Origin of the sequence: Bradyrhizobium sp. I71, from assembly GCF_022354745.1 — a bacterium.
Lineage (GTDB): Bacteria > Pseudomonadota > Alphaproteobacteria > Rhizobiales > Xanthobacteraceae > Bradyrhizobium > Bradyrhizobium liaoningense.
Window position 1 is genome coordinate 6743629 of record NZ_CP059398.1, and the last position, 18688, is coordinate 6762316.

At 62.8% G+C, this 18688-nt stretch carries 12 protein-coding genes; 5 read left to right on the forward strand and 7 right to left on the reverse strand.

Going from position 1 to position 18688, the window contains the following annotated elements; all coding sequences use genetic code 11:
- Nucleotides 1-3 precede the first annotated feature (3 nt).
- From FJV43_RS31985 to FJV43_RS32005, 5 genes are read right to left on the reverse strand one after another with little or no spacing between them, the layout of a single operon-like run.
- Nucleotides 4-876: a branched-chain amino acid ABC transporter permease gene (locus FJV43_RS31985; RefSeq protein ID WP_239622983.1), complete on the reverse strand. Its 873-nt coding sequence runs from the start codon at nucleotides 874-876 to the stop codon at nucleotides 4-6.
- Nucleotides 877-2811, reverse strand: coding sequence for an AMP-binding protein (locus FJV43_RS31990; protein ID WP_239622984.1), 1935 nt, complete (start codon nucleotides 2809-2811; stop codon nucleotides 877-879).
- On the reverse strand, nucleotides 2811-3608 hold the full coding sequence (locus tag FJV43_RS31995) for an ABC transporter ATP-binding protein (protein ID WP_239622985.1): 798 nt from the start codon (nucleotides 3606-3608) through the stop codon (nucleotides 2811-2813). The genes FJV43_RS31990 and FJV43_RS31995 overlap by 1 nt, the downstream gene beginning before the upstream one ends.
- Nucleotides 3605-4411, reverse strand: coding sequence for an ABC transporter ATP-binding protein (locus FJV43_RS32000; protein ID WP_239629706.1), 807 nt, complete (start codon nucleotides 4409-4411; stop codon nucleotides 3605-3607). The genes FJV43_RS31995 and FJV43_RS32000 overlap by 4 nt, the downstream gene beginning before the upstream one ends.
- Nucleotides 4412-4462: 51 nt before the next feature.
- Nucleotides 4463-5776 carry an FAD-dependent oxidoreductase gene (locus FJV43_RS32005; RefSeq protein ID WP_239622986.1) on the reverse strand — a complete coding sequence of 438 codons (1314 nt, stop codon included), beginning with the start codon at nucleotides 5774-5776 and terminating at the stop codon, nucleotides 4463-4465.
- Between the two features lie 242 nt (nucleotides 5777-6018).
- Between FJV43_RS32005 and FJV43_RS32010 the strand changes: the two genes are divergently transcribed.
- The 5 genes from FJV43_RS32010 to FJV43_RS32030 all read left to right on the forward strand — a co-directional run bounded on the left by FJV43_RS32010 (nucleotide 6019) and on the right by FJV43_RS32030 (nucleotide 16731).
- Complete coding sequence (locus tag FJV43_RS32010; protein ID WP_239622987.1) at nucleotides 6019-6657, forward strand: TetR/AcrR family transcriptional regulator; 639 nt, start codon at nucleotides 6019-6021, stop codon at nucleotides 6655-6657.
- A 924-nt stretch (nucleotides 6658-7581) separates the two neighbouring features.
- On the forward strand, nucleotides 7582-8439 hold the full coding sequence (locus FJV43_RS32015; RefSeq protein WP_239622988.1) for an AraC family transcriptional regulator: 858 nt from the start codon (nucleotides 7582-7584) through the stop codon (nucleotides 8437-8439).
- Between the two features lie 103 nt (nucleotides 8440-8542).
- Nucleotides 8543-9919, forward strand: a complete 1377-nt coding sequence (locus FJV43_RS32020) for an FAD-dependent oxidoreductase (protein ID WP_239622989.1) — start codon at nucleotides 8543-8545, stop codon at nucleotides 9917-9919.
- A gap of 620 nt (nucleotides 9920-10539) precedes the next feature.
- Complete coding sequence (locus FJV43_RS32025) at nucleotides 10540-13350, forward strand: AAA family ATPase (RefSeq protein WP_239622990.1); 2811 nt, start codon at nucleotides 10540-10542, stop codon at nucleotides 13348-13350.
- A 504-nt stretch (nucleotides 13351-13854) separates the two neighbouring features.
- Nucleotides 13855-16731 (forward strand): winged helix-turn-helix domain-containing protein, encoded by a 2877-nt coding sequence (locus FJV43_RS32030; RefSeq protein ID WP_239622991.1) that lies wholly within the window; start codon nucleotides 13855-13857, stop codon nucleotides 16729-16731.
- Nucleotides 16732-16984: 253 nt separating this feature from the next.
- Here FJV43_RS32030 and FJV43_RS32035 read toward each other — a convergent pair whose 3' ends face one another.
- Together FJV43_RS32035 and FJV43_RS32040 are read right to left on the reverse strand one after the other, a co-directional pair.
- Nucleotides 16985-18085, reverse strand: coding sequence for a major royal jelly family protein (locus FJV43_RS32035; RefSeq protein ID WP_239622992.1), 1101 nt, complete (start codon nucleotides 18083-18085; stop codon nucleotides 16985-16987).
- A 119-nt stretch (nucleotides 18086-18204) separates the two neighbouring features.
- Nucleotides 18205-18645, reverse strand: a complete 441-nt coding sequence (locus FJV43_RS32040; RefSeq protein ID WP_239622993.1) for a heme-binding protein — start codon at nucleotides 18643-18645, stop codon at nucleotides 18205-18207.
- Nucleotides 18646-18688 lie beyond the last annotated feature (43 nt).

Genomic DNA, 18688 nt, shown 5'->3' on the forward strand with positions numbered 1-18688 from the left:
GTCCTAGACCCTCTCGATGTCGCGTTCGCCGAACATGCCGAACGGGCGGATCATCAGCACGACGATGATCATCGCGAAGCCCGCGATCTCCTTCATGCCGGAGCCGAGATAGCCGCCGGCGAGATTTTCGGTGATGCCGATCAAAAGGCCGCCGAGGCCGGAGCCGAGCACGGCATCGAGCCCGCCCAAAATGGTGGCTGGAAAGGCCTTGAGCCCGAGCTGGAACATGGCCGGCGACAGATCGTAGGAAAGCGCGAAGAACACCCCGCCGATCCCGGCGATGACCGAAGAGGCCGCCCAGGCCAGTGCATGGACGCGGGTGGCGCTGATGCCCATCAGCAACGCGGTCCGGTCGTCGGCCGCAACCGCTCGCATCGCGACCCCCATCTTGCTGTAGCGGAAGAACGCCCAGATCGCCGCGAGCAGCGCCAGCAGCGTCGCGATGACGGCGATCTGGCCGGTGCGGACGCCAATTCCACCCAGGCGGACGATGTCGCGCCCCATGCCGACGTCGAGGCCATGCGGATAGGCGTCCCAGACGAAGTTGATCGTCGAGCGCAGGATCACCGCGAGCCCAATGGTCACCATCACGGTCGCGAACACCGGCTCGCCCAGCATCGGCCGCATCACGACGCGCTCGATGATCAGGCCGAGCAGGACCGCGGCGAGAATGGCGCCGAACGCGACCATGACGACGTTTCCGCTGACGGTGGTCGAGATGGTCCAGGCGATATAGGCCGTGATCATGGTCATCTCGCCCTGCGCGAAATTGACCAGCCCGGTCGATTTGTAGATGACCGCAAAGCCCATCGCGATCAGGCCGTATATCGCGCCGATCGCAAGGCCCGAGATCAGGAGCTGCAGGAGATACTGCATTCAGTCCTCCGCGGGATAGATGATGGCGAGCTCGCGCGCGAACTTCTTCTCGATCATGGCGCGGCGTACCTTCTGCGTGGCGGTCAGCTCGCCGTCATCGTGGTCGAGCTCCTTCTCCAGGATCGCGAACCGTCTGACGTTCTCGACCCGGGCAAAGCGTTTGTTGGTCTCGCCAACGATGCGCTCGACCAGCTCGTGCACCTCGGGAAGCTGCGACAGCGACTTGTAATTGGTGTAGGTCAGCGCCCGGTCGCGCGCCCAGCGGCCCACATTGTCGTAGTCGACCTGGATGATGGCGCCGAGATACTTCTTGGCCTCGCCGACCACGATCGCTTCCTTGACGAACTCGGAATCCTTCAGCGCGTTCTCGATCTCGGAGGGCGCGATGTTCTTGCCGCCGGCGGTGATGATGATGGCCTTCTTGCGGTCGACCACGGCGATCTCGCCATCGTCGAGCACCTCGACGATGTCGCCGCTGCGCAGCCAGCCGCCGGCCTCGAGGGAGGCCGTCGAGGCCTTTTCGTCGAGGAAGTAGCCCTTGAAGACACCGGGACTGCGCAGCAGGATCTCGCCGTCGTCGTCGAGTTTCCATTCCGTCCCGGGAAGGGGCAGGCCGCAGCCGCCGATCCGGTGGTGGCCTGCCGACTGGACGAAGGCGACGCCGCCGCTTTCGGTGAGCCCATAGCCCTGCGAGACCGGGCGGCCGATGATGTCGAAGAAGCGCAGGGTCTCGGGTGAGATCGACGCGCCTGCGCAGAGCCGATGGCGGCTATAGGCGAAGCCGAGGTGACGCTGCAGATTCCGGAACATCAGGAGATAGAGGAGGCCGTAAGCGGCACGATCGATGAGACTTTCCTTGCCCGCCTGCCGGCGGTCGGAAAGTGTGCGGCCCCAGGCGAGGCAGGCCCTGGTCAGGCCTTGCCGCAGCCTGCCGCTTTCGCCGAGCCGGAACAGAAAGCCGTGCTGCAGCTTCTCGTAGATGCGTGGCACGCCGACGAAGAAGGTCGGCGCGATCTCGCGGATATTGGTGGCGACGGTGTCGATCGATTCGGCAAAGCTCACCGTGCCCCCGAGCACCAGATGCGTCACCATACCGTAGCAACGCTCCGCGACGTGGCACAGCGGCAGGTAGCTGACGGCCTCGAACGGCTTGTCGGCGATGCCGACGGCTTCTGCGTAGGTGAAGGCGGCGTAGACGAGATTGCGATGCGTCAGCATCGCGCCCTTGGGCGGGCCCGTCGTGCCGGAGGTGTAGACCAGGATGCAGACGTCGTCGGGCGCGCCTTGCGAGATTAGGCGGTCGAGCGTCGCGTTCGCGTCCGGAGTCTCACGCGCATGGGCAAGGCCGCGCTGGCACAGCGCGTCGAACGACATCAGCGCCGGCTGGCGGTAGTGCCGCAGGCCCTTCATGTCGATGCAGACGATGGCCTCGACACCGGGAAGCCCGCCATTGTTGGCCATGGCGTCCAGCACCTTGTCGGTCTGCTCCTGGTCGCCGGTGACGACGACACGCGCGCCGGAATGCTTGACGATGTATTGCAGCTCGACCCAGGGGTTGGTTGGATAGATGCCGACGGTCACGGCCCCGATCATCTGCGCGCCGAGATCGGCGTAAAACCATTCCGGCGTATTCTCGCCGGCGATGGCGACGCGGTCTCCCGCCTTGATGCCGAGCGACAGCAGGCCCAGCGCCACCGCACGCGCCGTCTCGTGATAGTGGCGCCAGGAGTGGGGATTCCAGATGCCGTAGTCCTTTTCGCGCAAGGCCCGCGCTTCGCCATGCATGGCGGCACGCTGGCGCAAGAGTTGCGGAATGGTGATGGCGCCGTCCCGGAGCGAGGCGCGGAAGGGCGCCGCGTCGCTCGCTGGCGCGCTGCGGGGGGCTGTGGCCTGGAGCGGCGGAAGTGTGGAGCGGAGGCTGTCGAGCGTCGACATCACGATCCCGCCTGTGCAATGGCGCCGCCGGGGCGCTTGCCGCCGAGATAGGCTTCGGCGACGGCCGGGTGGTGCCTGATCTCGTGGGGCGTGCCTTCGGCAATCTTGCGGCCAAAATTGAGCACGTGGACGCGATCGGAGATGTCCATGACGATCCGCATCTCATGCTCGATCATCAATACGGTGATGCCGAGCTCGTCTCTGATGTCGAGGACGAAACGGGCGATGTCCTCCGTCTCCTCCTGGTTCATGCCCGAGACCATCTCGTCGAGCAGCAGTATCTTGGGCTCCGAGGCGAGCGCGCGTGCAAGCTCGACGCGCTTCTGCTGGCCATAGGACAGTGTCCCGACGACGGCGTCCCTGACATGCTCGATCTCGAGGAACTCGATGATGTGCTCGACCCGTTGCCGCGCCGCAATCTCCTCGCGGCGGGTGCGGCCGAAGAAGACCACGGCATCGATCACGTTGGAACGCAGGTGGGTGTGGCGGCCGGTCAGGATGTTCTCGACCACCGTGCCGTGTTTGAACAGAGCGAGGTTCTGGAAGGTGCGGCCGATCCCGGCGGCGGCAAACCTCCAGGGCGAGATGGTCGAAACATCGACGCCTTCGAATACGATGCGCCCGCCGCTCGGCCGCAGCACGCCGGAGATCATGTTGAACAGGGTGGTCTTGCCGGCGCCGTTCGGGCCGATCACGCTGCAGATCTCACCGGGCGCGACCGTGAGGCTGACGTCGGCAATGGCCTGGAGGCCGCCGAAACGCTTGCTGAGGTTTTCGACGGTGAGGAGCGCGGTCACGATAGCCACCGCTTGCGCCGCTTGTAGTGCTTGACCTCGCGCAGGCTCTTGCGGCCGGCCGAGGAGACGCCGAGGTAGAATTCCTGGACATCCTCGTTGGCTGTGAGCTTGCTGGCAGTGCCGTCGAGCACGACGCGCCCCGTTTCGAGGATGTAGCCGCAGTCGGCGAGGTCGAGCGCTCGCTGCGCGTTCTGCTCGACCAGAAGCACCGTCATCTTCAATTCGTCGCGCAGGCGGGCGATCACCTCGTAGATGCGGTCGATGATCAAAGGTGCGAGCCCCAGCGACGGCTCGTCGAGCGCGAGCAGGACCGGATCGGTCATGAGCGCGCGGCCGATCGCCAGCATCTGCTGTTCCCCGCCGGACATGTAGCCGGCGATCTGGTCGCGCCGTTCGTGGAGTCGCGGGAACAGCGAGAATACCTTGTCGCGACGCTCGCGCGCTTCCGCAGCGGTCCTCGTGTAGCCTCCCATCTGGAGATTTTCGTCGATCGTCAACGCAGCGAAGACGCGACGGCCCTCGGGTACCTGCACGATTCCGCGGCGTACGAGCTCGTCGGGGGCGAGCTGATGCACGTCCTCGCCGTGGAAGCGGATGCTGCCGTTCTCGATCACGCCTTCCTCGGTGTAGAGGATGCCGGACATCGCCTTCAGCAGCGTCGACTTGCCGGCGCCGTTGGAGCCGAGCAGGGCGACGATGCGACCCTCGGGCACCGCAATCGAGACGTCGCGAATGGCCTCGATCGCGTTGTCGTAGACGATGCGGATGTTGCGGAATTCGAGCAGGCCATCCGGCGCGGGCATCGCTTGCGTCGCAGGGCAGGAGGTCGGTGTCCGGATCGTGGTCGGCATCGATCAGATCCGGCTCGCCTGGGCCGCAGGCGGCCGCGTGGCGAGGATGGCGTCGGTGACGATCTTCGCCGTCTCGGCGCAGGCCTGCGTGCCGCCATTGCCGTATTGCTTGACCGCATCGCCGACGCACCACAGGCCCTCGATGCCGGTCTCGCGCGGCAGGTCGTAGCCGGCGCAGCTCCGTTGCGCCGGCCAGTCGCCGCGCATCACGCGGATGGAGAGGATCTTGGCCTGATCGAAATTGCTGAACTGCTCGCGCAGATCGGCCAGTGCGAGCGCAATTTCGGCATCGGAGTCGAACACGCCGAGCGCGGGAACCGGCACGGCATAGGCAACATAGAGATGCCAGCCGGGCGGCGCGAGCTCGGGGCAGGTGGCGGAGAGGTTCGCCATGTTGCACAGCCGGCGCGTCTTGCCGAACGTCACGATACCGGGATGGTTCAGCAGCGGCTCGCGGCTCGCGACATTGATGACGATGTTGGCGGCCGGACGAAGATCGTTCCTGACTCTCGTGACATAATCAGCGGGGAAGGCGGTTTCGCCGGCAAGCGCGACGGTTGTCTTCGGGCCGGCATTGCTGATGACGAGATCGGTGTCGATCCGCGTCGGCTTGCCGTCCCGGAGCAGAGTCACGCCGCTCACCTGTCCGTTCGTCGTGTGGATTTGGGTGGCCGGTGTGCCAAGCCAGACCTCGCCATTGCGCCCGACCGCCGTCGCAAGGCTGTTCCAGACGCCGACTGTCCCTTCCGGGCAGAAGCCGAACTTCTTGAAGGCGCCCTTGCTGGTGAAATAGGTGAGGAAGGCGCGAGCCGGCAGCTCGGCCGCATTGCAGGCGAAGATCGCCGCACAGAGATTGCGGAAGAGCGCATGTACGGTGGCGTTGCTGGTGTAGCCCTTCAGCCAGTCTTCGGTCGATTGCCGGCCGTCGGGCAGATTGCCGGAGCGGGCGTCGGCGAATTTCTCGAGGATGCGGGAGGCCTGCTTGGTCAGTTGCCCGAGCAGGAGCGACCAGCCGCCGCGGCCGACGTCGATCAGCTTGCCGTCGATGAAGAAGGAGCTTGCCGGCTCCGGCGCGCGAATGTCGAGCGGGACGCCGACGGTGCGAAACGTCTCCTCGAACACGCCGCCGAACTCGATCGCGATCGCGCCGATATTGACCTTGAAGCCGTCGATTTCCTCGGTGGAGGCGCGGCCGCCCAGCTTGTCGTGATCGTCGACCAGGACGGTGTAGAGCCCGGCATGCGCCAGCCGCGCCGCAGCGCACAGGCCGCCAGCGCCGGCACCGATCACGACAGCATCGACCTTCCGACTGTCCACGCACAACCTCCCTGATGCCGCCGGGTTGGTCCCGCGTGCCTGAATTGCTTGCCTGACGAGATCGGACGATATTATAATCCGACCGGCCGTTCAAATTATTTTTTGATCTGGATCAAATTTTTGGACGCCGTGGCTACGGTTCTGGTGGACTTGTGTCCGCGGGTTGAGCGCGATGGCCGAAGCGGTTGTATAGAGGAGCGGGTCGCCGGATTCGGCGGCGTTCGTTTGAGCGAGAGAGGCCGATGGCGCGGACGCGCTCCGAGAACTACGACGACATCCACCGCGGAATCATCGTGGCGGCCCGCGGCCTGTTCGCCGAATACGGCTATATGCGCGCCTCGATCGCCGATCTTGCCGAGGCGTGCAAGCTGTCCCGCGGGGCGCTGTATCACTACTTCGAGTCCAAGGAGGCGATCCTGTTCGCAATCCTGGACGAGCACGTGCGCCAGATGATCGCGGACGTCGAGAACGCGATCGCGAAACATGCCGAGACGCCTGATCAGTTTCGCGCGGCGATCCGTGCCATCGTCGATCTCAACGCGCGTTCGCCGCAAGAACAGCGCCTGATCCTCAACGATCTCACGTTCCTCGCCGAAGACGACCAACAGACGATCAAATCTCTGGAGCGCCGGATTGTCGATCTGGTTTCCGGCCTGCTGCTCCAGCTCGATAATCAGGGCAAGATCGTCAAGCGGACGCGGAAGGTCTACGCCATGATGCTCTTTGGCACACTGAACTTCAGCCACACTTGGTACGATCCCAAGGGAGGGATCGGGCCGGCAGAGTTCGCGGACATGATCGTGGATCAATTCCTGTATGGGATCGCAAGTCCCGTTGTGTCACGGCATCCCGCGATATCCGCGCGCTCTGCCAAGTCCTAGCTGACCCGCCAACGCCACAATGGTCAAGGCTGAGCAAGCGAGGTGATCTTCAGGTACTTCACCTTTCTCTGCTTCTCCAGCTGAGATATCGATTGTTGGAGCTAGCTCAACTTGCGCACGATGGATTGGAGCGAGAGTTCAGTCTTTTTAATTAGGGCCCCGCACCACATCCTTGTTGAGCTTCGCTCCCTAGGTAATGGACAAAGGTTTCGCTACTTGGCTGCAATTGGATATCGACTGCTGGAGCTAGCCCAAGCTTGCCCATGATGGATTGGAACGAGAGGTCAGTATTATCAATTAGTTAGAAGGCGGCGTGTGCACGACGTGTGCACCGGGAGATCAAGAAAAATCCTGTTACAGTCGACATGATCAAGCTGGCCGAACGGATTGGAACAGACTTGCGTTGCCGACAGCACGCGGGGATATCTCCCACCGCGAAGATCTCATCAGGTGTGGATGTGGAGAACGTCACGTGGAACATCGCGAGTGGGCCTTGCGGCGGTTAGCGCTCTACTGGTGGGACTGAACTCAAATTCGCCTGGGCAAAGTGACCAAGTTCGACGCGAAGCGATAGAACCACACGCCTGTCACGAGGGACAGTATGGCAGTAGTTTAGCGCTTCGCCTTGCGGCCGCCAACAGACTCGGCCAATAGCCTGAGCAGGTGATCGCGCCAGCTGCGCCGCCAACGTGCTCCGGTGCTCGACGCGATCGGAGTGGCGCAGTGTGAAGCCGAAGAGGCGGCTTCGAACCCAAAGCGGCGTAGGTGAATGAATTACGTCGGAGAGTGCCTTCCTCTTCAAGCGGTCAACGTTGGCTTCGCTCCCAACTATCAGCATCCGCTGGCTCACAGCCATTTGACCGATCGTGTCGTGAATCATCATCTTTTTTGCAGCATGATTCCAGACATCACGTTTGGCACGTTATGAAATTCGGCGAAGTCCAATGGGCGCAGCGCGACGGTGCGCCGACCATACTGACGACTGCAGTGCCGCGCGGTGAAAGGGGCGTGTCGCTGCTGCGAGCGCGCTTCGCTCAGGCCGCCTGGTTCAAGGGAACGGCGCGGCAGCATTTGGTCTTCCTCCAGATGTTGCCGTGCCATCGGCTGAATTGCCGGATAGGAGAGCGGCGCCTCGTGCACGAGCCGAGCGCCGGCGCACTGGCGATCTGCCCCGCTGGTGTTGACTGCTCGGCGGAATCCGAAGCGGACATGGACACCGTGCTGCTAGCGGTTGAACCCAGCCAGCTCACCTTGGTTGCTGCGGAAGCAGATGCCCCGCAAGATCGGTTGAAGGAACGCTTATCGGGTTATGATACGCAGCTGCTTGCAATTGTTGTGCGGTTGATCGCGGAGGCGCGGGCTGGCTATCCCAACGGCCCGCTGTTCTGGAGTGAGACCAGCGACGACTTCATGGGCCGCCTTGTCGAGAGTCACACGTCGTCGCCCGTTCGTTCGTTGCGCGGCGTTATCGGGGCGCCGACCCTGCGACGGATCAGGGAATATATCAGCGAACATTTGGCCGAGCCGATCGAGGTCGCCGAACTTGCCAGTGTCTCTGGCCGAAGCCCGTTCCACTTCACGCGCGCATTTGCACGCAGCGTCGGCATGACCCCACATCGCTATGTCGTTCACCTTCGACTGCGGGCGGCGGTTGCACGAATCCGTGAGGGGCGGACCCGGCTCGCCGATGTCGCCGCCGAGACCGGCTTTTCCGACCAAAGCCATCTGTCGCGTTGGATCCGGCGCGTTCACGGCGTCGCCCCGTCCGATATTGGGCCCTGATCGGCTCCTCAAACAGCAGGATTGTTCACGATCGCTCGCCACATCACTCGATAGATGAGGCACGCGCCCACATCACCGCGCGAGTACCGATGGGAGATCACCTGTGAGCAAACTGTCCGAACAAGCGGCGCTGAAACTGGCGCCCGATCTAGCCGATCGAATTTTCTGGCCCGGCAGCGGCGGCTATGCCGCGGCCCTGCGGATCTGGGCAAAGCCCAGCCTCGAAACCCGGCCCCGTGCTGTCATCCGTTGCCAGACGGCCAACGATGTCCAGGCCGCAATCCGCATCGCGCGCGAGCACGACCTGCCGGTCTCTGTTCGCTGCGGTGGGCACGACTGGGCCGGCCGCGCACTCTGCAATGGCATCGTGATCGATCTCGGCGGTATGCGGCAGGTCACGATCATGCCCGGCAATCATCGTGTGGCGATGGGAGGCGGCGCATTGGCTGCCGATATCGCCGCCGTCACCGATCGGCAGCACAGCGCAGTCGCCGCTGGTTCCTTTGGCTGCGTTGGCATGGCGGGCCTGACGCTCGGCGGCGGTTATGGACCTTTCATTGGGCGCTGTGGCCTAGCGCTCGACAACCTGCTCGCCGCAGAGGTCGTGCTTGCGGACGGACGGATCGTAACCGCCGATGGTGAGAACCATCCAGAACTGTTTTGGGCCCTGCGTGGAGGTGGCGGCAATTTCGGTGTCGTCACCAGAATGCAGCACGCGCTGCATAAATGTCAGGCCTTGTGGTCCGGTACGCTGGTCTATCCTGCCGCAGAGGCAGCAACTGTGCTGACAGGCACGGCGGCGCTTGCTGCAGAAGCGCCCGACGAGTTGTCCGTACAAGTCGTGCTAATGGCCGATCCATCTGGTATGGCGGTGGTACTGGTAATGCCGACTTGGTGCGGCGATCCAGCCAAAGGCGAAGCACGTCTCGCTCCCTATAGAAAACTTGGCACTCTCATCGCAGGTGGGATCGAACAACAATCCAACGGAGCACTGCTCGCAGCGTTTGATGCGCAGATCGTCAATGGTCGACGGACTACCATGGAAACCTGCTCCGTGCCGGCGCTCGATCGTGCAAGCATCGACGCGTTGGTCGGCGCCTCAGCAAGCGCGCCTTCGCCGGGGTGCGTGCTGGTGACGCATGAATTCAAAGGAGCAGCCTCTCGAATTGCGCCAGACAAAACCGCATTCACGCTGCGCCGCGATCATGTGCTGATCGAGATCATCGCCGCCGTTACTGACGAAAAAGATTTGGATGACGTGGTCAAGCATCAGCAATGGGCACGGCGTAGCCGGGAGGGCTTCACCACCGCGCTCCCTGGCGGTTATCCCAATCTACTGGCACGATCCGCGATCTCGCGCGCCACCGCAAGCTATGGCGACAACAGGGAGCGATTGCTGCGCGCAAAGGAAACCTATGATGCCGATAACGTCTTCGCGTCAGCGATCCCGCTGCCATCGCGGCTATCAGGTCCGGTCTGAAGCGTTTGAGTGCTTCGCTGGCCGCTGAAGGTCGCGATCTCCGCTTCCGTATCGCAGAGATCCGCAACTGTTCGCTCACGATCGGCTGTTGGAGGATGCCCGAACACGCTTTGCCAGGCGTCGAAATCCCGGAATGGAACGGCCAGCACACCGATGCGGAGATCGGTGGCGCGGATGACCGCAGCTGCGAACCATCGCTTCCTTAACGATGATTTCATCGTCGGCCTACCCGCCGTGGCAGGCTGATCGGGTTCGCTTAAGCCCAAACTCGCGCGGTGACCCACCACGGCTGCTACACCACTCGATGGAACACGAGCCTCGCCCTCCTTGATCGTATAGCGCGCATCGGCGAAGACCGCAGGCCGGCATTGTGTCGGTTCGCATCTCTACCTCCCTTCGTCTGGGGGGATCTTTGAGTCGCAATGCCGGATCTTAACGTTCTCACGATCTCGTCAGGATCGTTCCATTCGAATAGAAAATTCGGCTGTGCGGGATATTCTCAGCCTGCAAACTTCGTGCTGAAGAATTAGTCTGGACGATCGGAGACGATTAAGTGCGGAAGCGCCTGCTCGTCATCGCTCGATTGCTTTGGTGCTGGTTAACAAATGTGAGTGAGGGGTATGACACAACTCGCTATCGATGCGCTTTGGTCAGAGCGACAGCAACAAGATGGCGGACGTCGGCCGTTCGGGGGGGCACCGGTTGTATGCGGGCGCGAGGACGACATTGCCCTCATCGACGGGGTGATTGACCGCGTTCGTGACGGTGGCGCCGCGCTGGTCCTCAGTGGCGAACCGGGCATCGGAAAATCCACGTTGCTCGAGCTTGCGCAGGATCGAGCTGTGGCGCATGGAATGCACGTAATCCACCTCAGTGGGGTGCCATCCGAGGCGCACCTGCCCTTTGGTGCGCTCCACCAGGCGATTAGACCGATGCTGAAGCAGCTCAAATCGCTGCCGCCACGCCAGCGGTCGGCGTTGCAAGCTGCCTTCGGCCTGTGCGATGGCACAGCCACACCGGATATATTCCTTATCGGCCTAGCGACGCTCAATCTTCTCACGGCGAGTGCAGCGCGCAGGCCCATCCTGCTGCTTGCGGATGATGTGCAATGGATCGACCAACCCAGTCGCGATGTGCTGGCGTTCATCTCCCGTCGATTGAGCTCTGATCCAATCGTGCTCCTAATGGCCGTGCGCGAAGGATTGGGCGTGTCGTTTCCGTATTCGGGCGTCTTGCGGCATCGGCTGTCAGGGCTCAGCGCGGCGGCTGCCGAACGCCTACTCGATGCCGCGGCGCCCGGCCTCTCGCCGGATTTGCGTCGTCGTTTTCTGAGCGAGGCTGCGGGTAATCCTCTGGCACTCGTCGAATTGCCGCGCGGCGAGCGCACGACGGAGACCATCGAGGCGCCATGGCTGCCGCTCACGGATCGCTTGGAGCGCGCGTTCCTCAGCAGGGTTGCCGTTCTACCGACAGCCACCCGCGTGCTTTTACTGGTGATGGCGGAGAATGACAGCAGATCGCTCCGCGAGGTGTTCGACGCGGGCGAAATACTGCTTGGCGAAAGCACCGGGCTTGACACCCTCGCGCCGGCGGCCTCCGCGATGCTGATCGAGATTCACAGGGGTGAGGTGCGGTTTCGCCACCCACTCGTCCGCTCGGCGGTTCATCAGTCAGCTAGCCCCGTGATGCGCCACGATGTCCACGCGGCATTGGGGCGGCTCATGAGGGATCAAGCGGACCGAGCCATTTGGCATCGTTTGGCATCGACCTTTGGGCCCGACGATACTCTTGCTGAGGAGCTCGACGACGCTGCCACTCGATCGCACCATCGCGGCGCCCTGGCAATGGCAATACCCGCGCTGGAGAATGCAGCGCGACTGAGCGGTACGGTGATGGCAAGAAGCGAACGGCTCCTGCGTGCGGCTGGGCTCGCCGCCGATCTGGGCCAGCCTGCGACCGTGGAGCGCTTGCTCCGTGCGGCGGGTCCGGATCAGCCGCAACCGCGCCTGCGGGCACAAGTCGCGTTGATCCGCGAGCTGAGCCAGCCTCTCACAGCGATTGATCCCGGCCGGATTCCCGTGTTGGTCCACTTTGCCGCTGATGCGCGAACTGACGGCGCAAACGACGTCGCACAGAACCTGCTGTGGCGCGCGGCTCAGCGCTGCTGGTGGGGCAACGCGAGCGATAAGGTGCGGGAGGGCGTTCTCGCCTCCGCGAAGCAGTCGGGATTGCCCGCGAGCGACGCGCGACTGATCGCCATCGCGGCCTATGTCGAACCGCTCCGACACGGACACGCCGTGCATCAACGGCTCGCGGCACATGCGGATGCTGGTGTGGCAGACCCGGTGGCGGCATGGACCTTGGGGCTTGCGGCCAATACCGTCGGCGCATTCGACTTCGGCCTCAACTATTTGAATCAGGCGAGTACGGAGTTTCGCGAGCAGGGGCGGCTTGGTGATTTAGCGCGGGTGCTCTTCGCCAGAGGTTGGGCCGAGATGGAAACGGGTAACTTAATGGGCGCGCTTCGTTCGGCCGAGGAGTCGATCCGATTTGCGGAGGAAACTGGGGCGACGGTCTGGATTGCGGCCGGGACGATCGTGCTGGCGACTGTCGCCGCGCTTCGGGGCAAATTCGATGCATGCGAGGCTCACGCGTTGCGCGCAGAGCGGTTGATTCTTTCACCAAGTGTGAATTTCCTGTTGGCTCTGCTTCAGAGTGCGCGAGGCGCCGCCGCGCTCGGTGCCGGTCGATCCGCGGAGGCCTACGAACACCTCAGACGGCTCCACATACCGGGTGATCCGGCGTTCAACACCAGCCTTCAGTTTTTCAGCCTCGTGGATTTCGTCGAGGCGGCGATTTCCTGCGGACAAGAGGCCGTGGCTTCCTCGTTCATCGCGGAGGTCGAGCGACGTTCGGGCCCTGTGGCGGTGCCGTGGGTCCAGATGATGCTCTCCCACAGCAGGGCGCTGCTTGCCGCACCGGACCGCGTAGAGGCGTTCTTTCAGGAGGGGCTCGGCACTATCGCGCAGAACTGGCCATTCCTACGCGGACGATCGCTCCTGGCCTACGGCGAATGGCTGCGGCGTCAGCGACGAGTCATGGACGCGCGCGCGCCTCTGCGAACGGCGCGCGACATCCTCGATGCCCTGGGAGCCCTGCCGTGGAGCGAGCGGGCACGACGAGAATTGCGCGCTGCAGGTGAAACCAGCCGTCCGCAGGAGGGGCTCGCGCTCGACGCGCTGACGTCCCAAGAGCTGCAGATTGCGGAACTCGCGGCCGGCGGACTTTCGAACAAGGAAATCGGCGCACGTCTTTATCTGTCTCACCGGACCGTCGGCTCTCACCTTTACCGGATCTTTCCGAAACTTGGAGTCGCGACGCGAGCCGGTCTGCAAGAAGCATTAAACCGGTCGCCCCAATCCGCGGTGTGATCGGACCCGACCGGGGGCAGTCACCTGGTCAGTCATTTGACTGAAGCGGTACCACCCAAGCTCCTGCTATCCCTCGAGGACAGAGAAGCAATGTGGACAACGCTCATGAACGGCAGCAGAGCTCTCAAGGCATCCTGCAGCGGCAGTGTGAACCTGTCTTGGCCCTCTAGGCCCTCACTGCGGCTCGGACCAAAGCTGTTCGCGCACCAATCCGTATTCCCCGGCATGATCCAGATTGCGCCCCCGGGCTTCTGGCGCGTTCCGTCTATTCACAGCCGGCGGCAGGTCCAATGCTTGCGATGACATCGCTTGTCGGACGTTAGGAGACCATCCTTGGACCCTCAGAGACCTAGGTGCCTTTTGCTCCAGGACGTCAAATAATACTTGGAAGGCCAGGACCACTTCGTGCCGAATGACAAAGCGCAACATAGCCAACCCAAGTGCAGCTCCCCGGCCGAGTTTCGGGCACATCAGCGTGGCCCGATCCGCACAGGTGAAACGTTCATGGCGGATAATTTGGTTATGAGGGCGGAGGAATTCTTGTCCTTTGGACCGTTCCGACTCTCGTCCGCCGGACGTATCCTATACCGAGACGATAAACCTGTAGCGCTTGGCAGTCGCGCGCTCGATATCCTGATTGCACTCGTCGAGCGGGCCGGGGAAACCGTTTCCCGGCGAGACCTGATGAATCAGGTCTGGCCCGACTTATTGGTGGAAGATGCGAACCTTCGCGTTCACGTCACGAATCTTCGCAAGGCGCTGCTCGATGGCCGTGATGGCGCTCGTTACGTGACGAACGTTCCTGGCAGAGGCTATTGCTTCGTAGCACCTGTTAGGCGAATCCCGGCGGCGCAACCGCAAGCCAATCCCGTTCTGCGCCATTCCTCGGTTCCCACTTGCCATTTGCCACCGCGTTTGGAGCGCATGGTCGGGCGCGACGAGACCGTCCTGGAGCTCTCAAGGCTCCTTCTTGAGCACCGCTTCGTCAGCGTGGTGGGGGCAGGAGGCCTGGGTAAGACAACGGTTGCAACGGCTGTATGCCACTCGCTCCTCCATAAATTCGACGGAGCGGTCTACTTCGTCGACCTCAGCGCGATTTCTGATGGCTCCCTCGTCGGAAACGCGGTGGAGTCTGTGCTTGGTTTGTCCACGGGTTCGCAGGACTGTTTCGAAAGCCTCGTTTCTGTTCTTGCCGGCAAGCAGACGATGCTGGTCTTGGACAATTGCGAGCACGTGATCGACAGGGTCGCACCGCTCGCCGAGAAAATCTTCGCCAGTGTTTCCGACGTGTTCATCCTTGCGACCAGCCGCGAAACGCTTCGTGTTGAGGACGAGCACGTTTACCTGTTGCATCCGCTTGATGCGCCTCCCGCCGGCGCCGACCTGACGGCGGATTGCGTAGTCGGCTGGCCTGCCGCCCAGCTTTTCATGGAGCGGGCGGCCGCCGGAGGATATCGCTTGCAACTCAGCGACGACGAAGCGCCGGCCGTGGCGAGCATTTGTAGGCAGCTCGACGGGTTGGCGCTCGCGATCGAGCTGGTGGCCAGCCGGGTCGGTGCATACGGGATTCAGGGGACTGCCGACCTCCTGGAAAACCGATTCAAGTTGCTCTGGGAAGGCAGGCGCAGTGCTTTGCCGCGGCACCAGACCATGCGGGCTCTGTTGGACTGGAGCTACCATCTCTTGTCCGAACACGAGCAGCACGTTCTCTGCAGATTGTCGGTCTTTGCCGGGTTCTTTCCGCCCGATGCAGCACAGGTAGTTGTGGCCGACGAGGCGGTATTGGAGCAGGACGCCGCCGAGGCGCTGGCAGGCTTGATCGACAAGTCCCTGATCGGGATTTCGACGGTCGGCGGCAAGAGCTACTATCGTCTGCTGAATACCACGCGGTCTTACGCGATGTTCAAGATTGAGGAGACGGGGGAGTACGATATCGTCGCCCGTCGGCATGCCCTATACTATTGCGACATGCTTCGATCGCGGTCGATCGCCGACTTCGATCGACCGGGACCGGATTCGTACAGGCTCCATATGGGCAACATTCGAGCGGCGCTCGAGTGGTGTTTTTCCCCTGGCGGAGACAGCAAGATTGGAGGCGAACTCGCGGTCGGTGCTGCACCGCTATTTCTGCGCATGTCGCTGCTCGGCGAGTGTCGGCATTGGTGTGAACACGCGCTGGCCGCGCTGGAGACCTCCGATCGAGGAGGCGTGCCTGAACTCGTGCTCTGGCGATATCTGACAGTCTCGATCATGTTCACCAGAGGAGGGCGGGAGGATATTCGTCATGCCTTCCAAAGAGGGCTTGACCTTGCCGAAACGGTCGGGACGCCTGAGGACCAATTGTATTTCCATGCCGGGCTGCATCTCTTTCTGATCCGCGTTGCCGAGTTTTCCGGCGCCGCAGAAGCGGCCGAACGGAGCGCCGTCCTGGCGGCGAACCTCGACCGATTAGACGCCATGGTGGCTGCCGAATGGATGCGCGGTACCGCCTACCATTTGATCGGCGATCAGCGGAGAGCGCAGCACCACTGCGAGATCGGATTCAGACGGGCGGCCTCGCTGGGGCAGCTCGAGATCAATGTTTTTGGCTACGATCATCGTGTTCGCAGCCTCGCGGTCTTGGCTCGTGTCCTATGGCTGCGTGGCTTCCCGGAACAAGCTGAACGGACAGCGCGTCAGGGAATCGAAGAGGCGGAGCGCTGCGGGCATCCCGTAAGCCTATGCGCGACCTTGTTCTATACAATATCGGTTGCGTTATGGGATGCGGACTACGAGCTTGCCAATAGGCGTGTGAAGCGCCTTGTCGCTCATGCGGCGAAGCATTCGCTTGTTTCCTACCATGCCATTGGGTGTGGATTCAGGGGCGAATTGGCGGTGTGCCGGGGAGGCGCAGCATCCGGCGTCGCCATGCTGCGTGATGCCCTAGCCGCTCTCCATCAGGAACAGCACCATATGTTCATGACCGCGTTTCAACGTGCGCTAGCCGAGGGCTTGGCCGTCAGCGGCCAGGAAGAGGAGGCGGCAAATATCATTGACGGCGCTATCGTCAGGGCAACCGAGCGGGGCGAGACCTATGAGCTTCCGGATCTCTTGCGCGCGCAAGGAGAGATACTCTTGGCTCAGCCGCGTCCCGATGCGGCCCTTGCCGAGGAGTCGCTGTTACGCTCGTTGGCGATGGCCCGTGAGCAATGCGCCAGGGGCTGGGAGATGAGGACAGCCGTTCCGTTGGCGCGACTTTGGCTCGCCCAGGGACGCAACCGCGAAGCAGACGAACTGCTCGCCAGCACGCTGCAACAGTTCAGCGAGGGATTGCGAGGCGCGAGCCTTGTGGAAGTGGCAAGGTTGCGGCGAGAGGTTCAACACTCAATCGGTCGCAGCTAGGCATGACAGGCACAATGCAAGCCGCCATCTTCGAGAAATAAGGCCGTCCATTCCGCGTGACGACCATAAGTCGCGCGCCGGGGCCAGGTGACGTGCTGGTGCGAATACGAGCCCATGGCATCAGTTCGCTCGACCTCAGGATTCAAGACGGCGGAGCCGCCCATGCGCGTCACCTCCCGACCGGAATGGTGGGCAGCGTCGGGACGGCGGCATTTGGCCGTCCCGATCGTTGCGCCCGATCGTTGCTCGTCCGCTACTTGAGGAGCACCGGACCCGCGTCGATTTTCACGCGAAACAGGGAGTAGGGCTTCTCGCGCAGGTCCCTCCCTTCGTGGAATTGGGGCTGCCGATGCAATTGATTGGCTGTGAAATAGAGATACCCGTCGCTGGCCACAGAAAGTGTGTCCGGCCATAGAATGCGCGGATCATGGGCGATGGTCTTCCATTCGCCGTCGGTCTGACGCTGCCGGATGCTGTTACGTTCGTAGTCGCCGGCATAGATGCGGCCCTTGTCGTCCGCTTCGAGGCCGTCTGAGGCGCCTTTCTCGCCGAGGTCGATGACGGCCTTCGCCACGTCGGCCTCGGAGACCGCTCGGTCGAGCAGCAGGGCGGTCGGGACTGAGTACAGATGCCGGCTCGACAGCGGGCAATAATATAGCGTCGCGCCATCCGCCGAGAGAGCAATACCATCGGATGCCACGGTGAAGGGAACAGGCGCCTTTCCCGTTTCGCGAATTGCAAGGGTCTCGCCCTCGACCACGGGAACAAACGCGGGGTCGGCCGACGTTGAAGCGTGGCCGCTCAGCTTACGCCAGCTTTCACCGCTGTCGAGGTCGACGACGATGATCGCGCCCGGACCCGAGACCGAGGAATCGGTGATGTACGCGAAGCCCGCTTTGCCTTTCCGCAGATCGAAGCGCACGTCGTTGATGTAGGTGGTCTTCAGCACGGACGTCGGCGCCAGCACGATGGTCTTGACCACTTTGTCCGTCGCGAGATCGACGGCGACGAGCTTGGCGCCATCGGGCACGGGCGTGCTGAAGGAGGGAGCCGCGGTGTCGAGGATCCAGAGCCGGTTCGCCGCGTCGACGACGACGCTCTGCACGCTGCCAAGCGTCTCGCCCGGACGCTTTGGATCAAACTTATTTATCTTCGCGTCGGGATAGGGAACGATCTTTCGGCCGCGGATCTCGGCGACCGTAAAGGGAACCTCGCCTCCCCATCGTGGAAAGTTGACGAAGATGCGACCGTTGCGGGCGACGGTAACCCCGGTGGGCATGTCGTCCCGAAATTCGAAAACCGGCTCGATGTCGCCGATCGGACGATCTGTTGGCGCGCGAGCTAACGTATTCATGATCTCTCCATGGGTTTGGGCGCATACGGCGACAGGCAACGCTAGAAGGAGAGCGAAGCATGCCGCAGTTGGGCGTGGAAGACGGCTCATCATCGGCTCCGGAATGGGTGGGCCGCCTGTCAATCGGTTTGGGCCGAGAGAGCGGCGAGCACGGCATCGCGCCCGGCTTCGGCCACCGTTACGTCCTGCTCGGTGGTGCCAGACCCGACGCCGATGGCGCCGAGGACGCGGCCGTTGAAGATGATGGGAAAGCCGCCGCCGAGATTAGCGATACCGCCTTGGCTCGCGAGGCCGAGATTGGCACCAAATTCGAACGGTATGCCACCTGTCGGCATCGCCAGGGAAGCCGCCGTGGCAGCCTTGGCGACAGCGGGCTCGCGGGCGAGCACTGCGGCCCCCTCGACCCTTGCGAAGGCCAGAAGGTTGCCGCCGGCATCGACAACAGCGATGCATTCGGGCGCCGCGATTTTCTTCGACCTTGCGACTGCGGCCGCGATGGCGATCGCAGCGCCGGCATAAGTCAATTGTTGTGTGTCCTGGAGAAGCTTGGAATGGGTCATGTGTCGGTTCCTGACTGAGGTGAGCGAGAAACTACTTTCGTTG

What these genes read in the sequence shown, in the direction of transcription:
- FJV43_RS32040 (WP_239622993.1), bottom strand. Translation starts at nt 18,645, where the DNA reads ATGACCCATTCCAAGCTTCTCCAGGACACACAACAATTGACTTATGCC.
- FJV43_RS31985 (WP_239622983.1), bottom strand. Translation starts at nt 876, where the DNA reads ATGCAGTATCTCCTGCAGCTCCTGATCTCGGGCCTTGCGATCGGCGCG.
- FJV43_RS32000 (WP_239629706.1), bottom strand. Translation starts at nt 4,411, where the DNA reads ATGCCCGCGCCGGATGGCCTGCTCGAATTCCGCAACATCCGCATCGTC.
- FJV43_RS32015 (WP_239622988.1), top strand. Translation starts at nt 7,582, where the DNA reads ATGAAATTCGGCGAAGTCCAATGGGCGCAGCGCGACGGTGCGCCGACC.
- FJV43_RS32030 (WP_239622991.1), top strand. Translation starts at nt 13,855, where the DNA reads ATGGCGGATAATTTGGTTATGAGGGCGGAGGAATTCTTGTCCTTTGGA.
- FJV43_RS31990 (WP_239622984.1), bottom strand. Translation starts at nt 2,811, where the DNA reads ATGTCGACGCTCGACAGCCTCCGCTCCACACTTCCGCCGCTCCAGGCC.
- FJV43_RS32010 (WP_239622987.1), top strand. Translation starts at nt 6,019, where the DNA reads ATGGCGCGGACGCGCTCCGAGAACTACGACGACATCCACCGCGGAATC.
- FJV43_RS32025 (WP_239622990.1), top strand. Translation starts at nt 10,540, where the DNA reads ATGACACAACTCGCTATCGATGCGCTTTGGTCAGAGCGACAGCAACAA.
- FJV43_RS32035 (WP_239622992.1), bottom strand. Translation starts at nt 18,085, where the DNA reads ATGAATACGTTAGCTCGCGCGCCAACAGATCGTCCGATCGGCGACATC.